Annotated in this window: 8 protein-coding genes; all 8 read left to right on the forward strand. The window is 39.3% G+C overall.

Annotated elements, in window-relative coordinates:
• Nucleotides 1-1,076 precede the first annotated feature (1,076 nt).
• Nucleotides 1,077-1,412 (forward strand): single-stranded DNA-binding protein, encoded by a 336-nt coding sequence (locus tag AC13CQ_RS11450; protein ID WP_117019428.1) that lies wholly within the window; start codon nucleotides 1,077-1,079, stop codon nucleotides 1,410-1,412.
• An 82-nt stretch (nucleotides 1,413-1,494) separates the two neighbouring features.
• Complete coding sequence (locus AC13CQ_RS11455; protein WP_117019427.1) at nucleotides 1,495-1,875, forward strand: DUF6876 family protein; 381 nt, start codon at nucleotides 1,495-1,497, stop codon at nucleotides 1,873-1,875.
• Between the two features lie 114 nt (nucleotides 1,876-1,989).
• Nucleotides 1,990-2,187 carry a hypothetical protein gene (locus AC13CQ_RS11460; RefSeq protein ID WP_117019862.1) on the forward strand — a complete coding sequence of 66 codons (198 nt, stop codon included), beginning with the start codon at nucleotides 1,990-1,992 and terminating at the stop codon, nucleotides 2,185-2,187.
• 392 nt (nucleotides 2,188-2,579) lie between these two features.
• Complete coding sequence (locus tag AC13CQ_RS11465) at nucleotides 2,580-3,119, forward strand: BfmA/BtgA family mobilization protein (protein WP_482882904.1); 540 nt, start codon at nucleotides 2,580-2,582, stop codon at nucleotides 3,117-3,119.
• A 1-nt stretch (nucleotide 3,120) separates the two neighbouring features.
• Entirely contained in the window at nucleotides 3,121-4,155 is a 1,035-nt protein-coding gene (gene mobB / locus AC13CQ_RS11470; protein WP_482882905.1) for a MobB family relaxase, read from the forward strand.
• Complete coding sequence (locus tag AC13CQ_RS11475) at nucleotides 4,152-4,565, forward strand: hypothetical protein (protein ID WP_482882906.1); 414 nt, start codon at nucleotides 4,152-4,154, stop codon at nucleotides 4,563-4,565. The genes mobB and AC13CQ_RS11475 overlap by 4 nt, the downstream gene beginning before the upstream one ends.
• 132 nt (nucleotides 4,566-4,697) lie before the next feature.
• Nucleotides 4,698-6,242: an IS21 family transposase gene (gene istA, locus AC13CQ_RS11480; RefSeq protein ID WP_337899965.1), complete on the forward strand. Its 1,545-nt coding sequence runs from the start codon at nucleotides 4,698-4,700 to the stop codon at nucleotides 6,240-6,242.
• 17 nt (nucleotides 6,243-6,259) lie between these two features.
• Nucleotides 6,260-6,988 (forward strand): IS21-like element helper ATPase IstB, encoded by a 729-nt coding sequence (gene istB / locus AC13CQ_RS11485; protein ID WP_008610934.1) that lies wholly within the window; start codon nucleotides 6,260-6,262, stop codon nucleotides 6,986-6,988.
• Nucleotides 6,989-6,990 lie beyond the last annotated feature (2 nt).

Below are 6,990 nucleotides of genomic sequence, written 5' to 3' on the forward strand. Positions count from 1 at the left end.
GATTATAACCATACAAGTTATTTAATACATGCTCTTTCTAGAGGTGGGTCAATTTAGACAGGAATACCCGGGTCACTTTAAATAGGATTCAGTGGGTCACTTTCGCAGGATTACATGGGTCAGTTTGGCAAGAATTTCCAAGCACATTGCCACTACATTTCGCGAAAAGCTACATTTCGGGCAAAGAGCTTCTCTAAAAAGGTCTTGGACACAATCCCCGGTTTTTGCTTTCCACTTCGCTAACCCTTCCCGCTGCTCTGGGAAGGATAGCCTGTCCTGAGCGTAGCCGAAGGGCTCAGTTCCCAAGCCAAAATCGAGAATTAAGTCCGCTTTAAACCCTACTCCAAAAGATTATTCCGTTTTATAAACCGTTCAGCACATTGCCGCTACATTTCGCAAAAAGCTACATTTCGGGCAAAGAGCTTCTCTAAAAAGTCTTGGACACAATCCTCGGTTTTTGCTTTCCACTTCGCTAACCCTTCCCGCTGCTCTGGGAAGGATAGCCTGTCCTGAGCGTAGCCGAAGGGCTCAGTTCCCTAGCTAAAACCGTGAATTAAGTCCGCTTGTAATCGGAAGGTCAAAGCTTTCGTTTTTTTAACAGAATTAACGGCAAATCCTTCTTGGGTCTTTGCTCGATAATTCTTAAAAACAGAACCTTTGCCCCATACATTTTAAGGGGTTTATAATGGATGGAGCCTTTGTTGTTTTTCGGGGCATCGAAAAACAGGCAGGACATAACCAATTCTAATATAACCCCATTTCCTTTTCTCGCTTAACTGCCGGTACGCTCGAACGCAAATGCGCTTAAAAGAATTGCTAATGCCCTTATGGAACTTGTCAAGACTATACAAGTTTCAGGTAAAAATAAGGTTTCTACTTCCTTGAAAATCCAAGGATTTTGCTACGTCGCAGACACTCCTGATTTGTTCCCCAAAAGTCTTGACAAAACCCACTCCATCCATTGTGCTCTGCACGAAAGAAATCATACAAACACCCCTTAAAATTTAATTGCATTCCCATGAAAATGGGAACCTTAAACCAATAGGGGAATTATTAATCTTTTAAACCTTTTTATTATGAGTACAATTAAAAATCACGTACAGTTAATTGGAAATGTTGGACAGGAACCAACAATTACGAACCTTGAAAGTGGCAAGAAAGTAGCCCGATTCTCATTGGCTACCAATGAAAACTACAAAAACAGCAAGGGCGAGAAACAGACGGACACCAATTGGCACACCGTTGTCGCTTGGGGCAAGACTGCCGACATCATCGAAAAGTATGCAGAAAAGGGCAAGGAAATCGCTGTGGTCGGAAAATTAAAGACGCGAACCTATACCACCAATGATGGCGACCAACGCTATGTAACCGAAGTGGTAGCCGATGAAATCCTGCTATTGGGTAGTAAGTAAAAAGGAAAGAGGGCACTAATACCAGTTTTCAATTAGTTTGTGCCCTCTTCTTTTCATCATTAATTCTAAAAAAGAGATAACAATGAAAGCACAAGTTAACGAAATAAAAGAAGGATTGCAATATTTTCACGGTTCTGAAATGTTCTATCAAATCCCATTGATACGCACCCGCTTTACGAGCGGGTTGAAATATTTAGCCAATGTAGCGGAATGTTTTTGGCTAATAACCGATGTTTCCGTAATCGCCAAAAGTCTGTTGAACCGAAGCCGCTTTATCACAATAGATTTTAAAAGGCTATCGGAAGAAGAAAAGGATAATGCAGGCTATGAAGCTGAAATAATTTATAGCGATGGAAACGGCAATGTACTTGAAAAGCATAGATATAATGTTACCGATTTTCCTTTGGATGAACTGCGGTTGTACTTTGTGAATGATACGTTGATGTTGCCAAATGAATATTGAGATAAAAAATATTGAATTTGAAAAATGGTTGGAAGATGGGCAAGACCTCGGGGATTATCCCGATGGTTTTGACCCAGACCTATACGACCTGTAAGCAACCCAAAATTTAAAATGATGGTCTATCTTAATTATAACAACCTCGACACAGAGACCCAAGAGCGTTTGCTTTCCATGTCCAAAAAGGAAGTGGAAAAGCGCTTTGGGGAGCAACTTAGGAACTATGCCAGGGAACACTATGTAAATTACAAAACCCTGTTGGAAGAAGAAGCGATACGAAATCTATACAATTACAAGTATATTTTCAATATCTGAACACCAAATTGAACCAAACAAGCCCATTTATTATGATGGGCTTTTTCTATGTCCAATACGTTGAAAAATGTATCTTTAGAGGGTTGCACAGCAATATCTTTTGGTCATTGCCAATCCAGATTATCTGGTGATTTGACTTTCCTTAAATGACCAATCCATAAACAAGAAATGGGGCATCCAACATGGGTTGGGTGTCTGAAAATTTTGGTCTGCCTTTGGCAGACGAAATCGAAGAGCAAGAGGGTAACACGCAGAGCGGTGTTACGGATATCGATTTGACTGTAAAAAGCTTATAATCAGCTATTTAATAATAAGTAAATAATTGACAATCAAGGGCTTTTACAGTAAATGCGGCCAAATCGCCTATAAACAGGCAGTTTTTTACAGTAAAAATGGAAGATGCTTACCAAAAATATCGTTTTTCCGCTATCAGTATCAAAAAGGAAGTGGCGGCACGCTTTCGGGAATTTTCCCGTTTGGTGTCGGACTCCCATACCAGTACCTTGGAAACGGTCATGAACTTTTTTGAGTGGAACGATCTTTCCCCTAACGATGACCTTGGTATCAAGAACAACCGAACCAACAAACGCATCAATGCAGTCATTGCCATCCTGAAAAATATCGAGAAGCACCAGACTCTACCCACTAAAGCAATGCTGGATACCCTCTTTCAGGAAATGTCCCAAGAGGAAGGTCGCGAAGAAAAAGAAGAAGATTTTGATTTTGGAACACCCGAACCTTTTTCCAGGGATACTGAAATGGAACATTACCGGAACCGCTACGAAGAAATGCAACAACAACTTGGAAATTATAAAAACCGAGTAGAAAATTTATTGGATCAACTGACCTACGTAAAGGGAACTTTTGGCAAAGGGCATTATAAACTGGACATGGACAAAAGCGAATTTGAAAAACTAAAAAAAGGACTGTAGAATGTATATCACCATCACCGCACAGAAGCTTGAGGGCAATTATGCCCAAAGTGCCGCCGATTTTGTGGACTATCTCGAAAAGGAAAATGAAGGAAAAACTACCGTCGAAATGGAACATTTCTTTGACCAGTTCGGAGATGAAATATCCGCGAAGGAAGTGATTGAGGAAATAGACGGAAACACGGCCAAACTGAAAAAGACCGAGCCCAAGTTCTATTCCATTACACTAAATCCAAGTGCGCGGGAACTGAAGGCCATACAGGATTCTCCCGAAGCTCTGAAACAATATACCCAGGAAGCCATGAAAGAATATGCCAAGGCCTTCAATAGGGAAATTGATGGCAAGCCTGTAAGGGTGGAGGATATTAAATACTATGCCAAGGTGGAACGGCAAAGGACCTTTAAGGGCAACGATAAACAGATTATCGAAAACCAACCCTATGCTACCAAGATACTGCAAATCAAAAAGGAAATCCGAAGCATAGAACGTGGGGAAAGTATGGGGAACATCAGAAAACTGCAAAAGGACATCCAGCGATTGGAACGGGAAGCTCCACATCAACTGAATGGAAAACGCATCGTTAGGGACATACCCAAACCGGGACCACAAAGCCATATCCATATCATCGTAAGCCGTAAGGATGCCTCCAACCGATATAGTCTTTCGCCTGGGAGCAAGTACAAGGCTTCCGAAGTGGAAATGAACGGCAAGACCGTCAAACGGGGTTTTGACAGGGACACCTTTGTCAAAAATGCAGAAAAGACTTTTGATGGCATGTTCGGGTACAAACGGAACTATGTAGAGACCTATGCCGCACGTAAAACCTTTTTAAAGAATCCCAAACTGTATTTTTCCATGATTACGAAGCTCCCCACCAACGAAAGGGCGGTTGCTTTTAAACTGCTTCAAAAATCAGGGGTCAATACAGCTTTGCTCAGCATTCCGACCAATAAGCTCCAGCTTACCATGAAGGCTATAAATACACTGAAAAAGGGGATTGGCAAGGCCATTGAATCAGGCTCCATAGGGATATGAACTGGCAAATTGAACATATTATTCTTTACATTATTGTCCCAACATTGTTCGTGGGCACGGTACTCTATGGATTGTTGTATGGTGAAAAGGGCGAACGAACCGATAAAAAATATAAGGTACGGTTCAAGTTAAGGAACGGTAGTTTCAAGGCGGACAATATAAGGCGGGGCGCTTCTGTCATTGGTTCGGCAGGCAGTGGCAAGACCGAAAGCGTAGTCTATAATTTTCTGCAACACTTCAGCAAGCACGGCTTTTGTGGGGTCATCCATGATTACAAGGATTTTGAACTTACCGAAATCGCCTACCCCTTGTTTAAGGAGAGGAACGTTAAATTCTATACCATTGCCTTTGATGTGATACATTATCGGGTAAATCCAATTGCTCCAATGTGGAAATTCTTGCCAAACTGACCCATGTAATCCTGCGAAAGTGACCCACTGAATCCTATTTAAAGTGACCCAGGTATTCCTGTCTAAATTGACCCACCTCTAGAAAGAGCATGTATTAAATAACTTGTATGGTTATAATCAAGAAAAATAACCATGGCAAACACACATTTAGACATGCGAAAAATCAAACAATTATATCGTTTACATACTCAAGGAGTTAGTAAGCGGAGCATCAGTAAACAACTTGGTATATCCAGGAATACTGTTCGCAAATACATCGAATTATTACTAAAGAGCAAGCTTACAAGTGAAGAGGTTGATAAGCTTGGTTTTGAAGATTTACGTATATTATTGCATATTGATGAGACCCACATAACGACTCGTCATGAGTATGTTTTTAAGTTATACCCAGAGGTAAGCAAACGCCTTAAAAAGGTTGGAGTTACTCGTTACATGATCTGGGAGGACTATTATCAAAATAAAAAGGTATTTATCTCTTATTCTAGATTTTGTCATTTGTATAGAGTTTGGTCTCGTACTCAAAATCCAGTCATGCGATTTAACCATAAGGCTGGGGATAAAATGTTTGTGGACTTCACAGGAAAGAAATTAGCTATCATAGATCCCGCTACTGGTTTACTAAAAGAAATGGAAGTATTTATTGCTGTACTAGGAGCAAGCGGCTATACCTATGTAGAAGCTTGTCGTTCACAAAAACGAGAGGATTTTATTGGGTGCATAGTAGGTGCATTACATTTTTTCGGAGGCGTTCCTAGAGCAATAGTAACTGATAACTTAAAGTCAGCTGTTACAAAAAGTAGCAAGTATGAGCCTATCCTTAATGAGAGTTTATTGGCTATGGCAACTCATTATGATACCACGATACTTCCAACAAGAACCTATCGTCCAAGAGATAAGGCACTAGTAGAAAATGCTGTAAAGATTATCTACACAAGAGTTTTTGCTCCATTAAATGGGAATGATTATTATACCTTAAGTGCTTTAAATGAAGCTGTATTAGAACTCACGGGGAAGCATAATAAAATTAACTTTCAAGCAAGGGACTGTTCTAGGTTAGATTTATTTACATCTTTGGAGCAAGAAGAATTATTGCCATTGCCTACAGATAAATATCAACTACGTGCCTACCTAATGGGAACAGTATATAAGACCTCTCATATCCACATTAATAAAGATAAGCATTATTACAGCGTTCCTTATCGTTATATAGGAAAGAAGGTTCGCATCATTTATACAAAAGACACCGTTGAAATTTACTATAAGCAAAAACGGATTGCTGTTCATAAAAGAGGCTTAAAACGTCATGGTTACACTACCGATAGCGAGCATATGCCTTCAACACATCGTTATGTAGCTGATTGGAATCCTGACACCTTTTTAAATTGGGCTGAAGGTATTGGAGGCCATTGTAAAACTTTCATCACTTTATTATTAGGAAAAAGACAACATCCTGAACAATCCTATAAATCTTGTGCTGGTGTATTAGGGCTAGCTAAAAAAGTTGGGAATGAACGTCTTGATAATGCTTGTAAACGAGCTTTAGATTATGAACGCATCAATTATCAAAGTGTTAAAAGTATTCTTGAAAAAGGATTGGATTTTATACAGGAAGATACCAATACAGAATCTACAATCCCTAAGCATGGAAACATCAGAGGGGGCGATTATTATAAATAATTAAATCATTATAAATTATGAATGACCAAACATTACAACAAATGAAACAACTAAGGCTATATGGCATGCATAGAGCCTTTACGACAACACTAGAAGCAAATCATCTAGCATATACTAATGATGAGCTAGTAGCGTATTTATTACAATCTGAATGGGATGATAAACACAATAGAAAAATAGAACGATTAACCAAAGCAGCCAAGTTTAGATATAAAGCTTCTGTAGAAGAGATATCTTTTGAATCCAGCCGAATGATTGACAAAAACCTATTAATTAGGTTCACATCGTGCGAGTTTATTAAAAACAAGGAAAACATACTCATTACAGGAAGCACAGGTGTTGGTAAAAGCTTTATTGCCTCAGCTATTGGATACCAAGCTTGTTCTCTAGGGTATAAAGTCAAATATTACAATATCAATAAGCTTTTTGCTAAACTCAAACTAGCTAAAGCAGACGGTTCATACATGAAAGAAATCGATAGAATAGAAAAACAGGATTTGCTCATTCTTGATGATTTTGGACTTCAAGAACTTGATACTAATAAAAGACAAGCTTTTATGGAAATCATCGAAGACAGACATGGAAAACGTGCTACTATCATAGCCTCACAACTACCAATTATGGGATGGCATCAAATTATCGGAGAACAAACTATTGCTGATGCTATTTTAGATCGACTGGTACATGCAGCACATAGAGTGGAACTTAAAGGTGAATCCATGAGAAAAAAAAGAAAAAAACAATGATA

The sequence above is a fragment of the Galbibacter sp. L-19 genome, assembly GCF_056857615.1.

What these genes read in the sequence shown, in the direction of transcription:
- AC13CQ_RS11450 (WP_117019428.1), top strand. Translation starts at nt 1,077, where the DNA reads ATGAGTACAATTAAAAATCACGTACAGTTAATTGGAAATGTTGGACAG.
- AC13CQ_RS11455 (WP_117019427.1), top strand. Translation starts at nt 1,495, where the DNA reads ATGAAAGCACAAGTTAACGAAATAAAAGAAGGATTGCAATATTTTCAC.
- AC13CQ_RS11460 (WP_117019862.1), top strand. Translation starts at nt 1,990, where the DNA reads ATGGTCTATCTTAATTATAACAACCTCGACACAGAGACCCAAGAGCGT.
- AC13CQ_RS11465 (WP_482882904.1), top strand. Translation starts at nt 2,580, where the DNA reads ATGGAAGATGCTTACCAAAAATATCGTTTTTCCGCTATCAGTATCAAA.
- mobB (WP_482882905.1), top strand. Translation starts at nt 3,121, where the DNA reads ATGTATATCACCATCACCGCACAGAAGCTTGAGGGCAATTATGCCCAA.
- AC13CQ_RS11475 (WP_482882906.1), top strand. Translation starts at nt 4,152, where the DNA reads ATGAACTGGCAAATTGAACATATTATTCTTTACATTATTGTCCCAACA.
- istA (WP_337899965.1), top strand. Translation starts at nt 4,698, where the DNA reads ATGGCAAACACACATTTAGACATGCGAAAAATCAAACAATTATATCGT.
- istB (WP_008610934.1), top strand. Translation starts at nt 6,260, where the DNA reads ATGAATGACCAAACATTACAACAAATGAAACAACTAAGGCTATATGGC.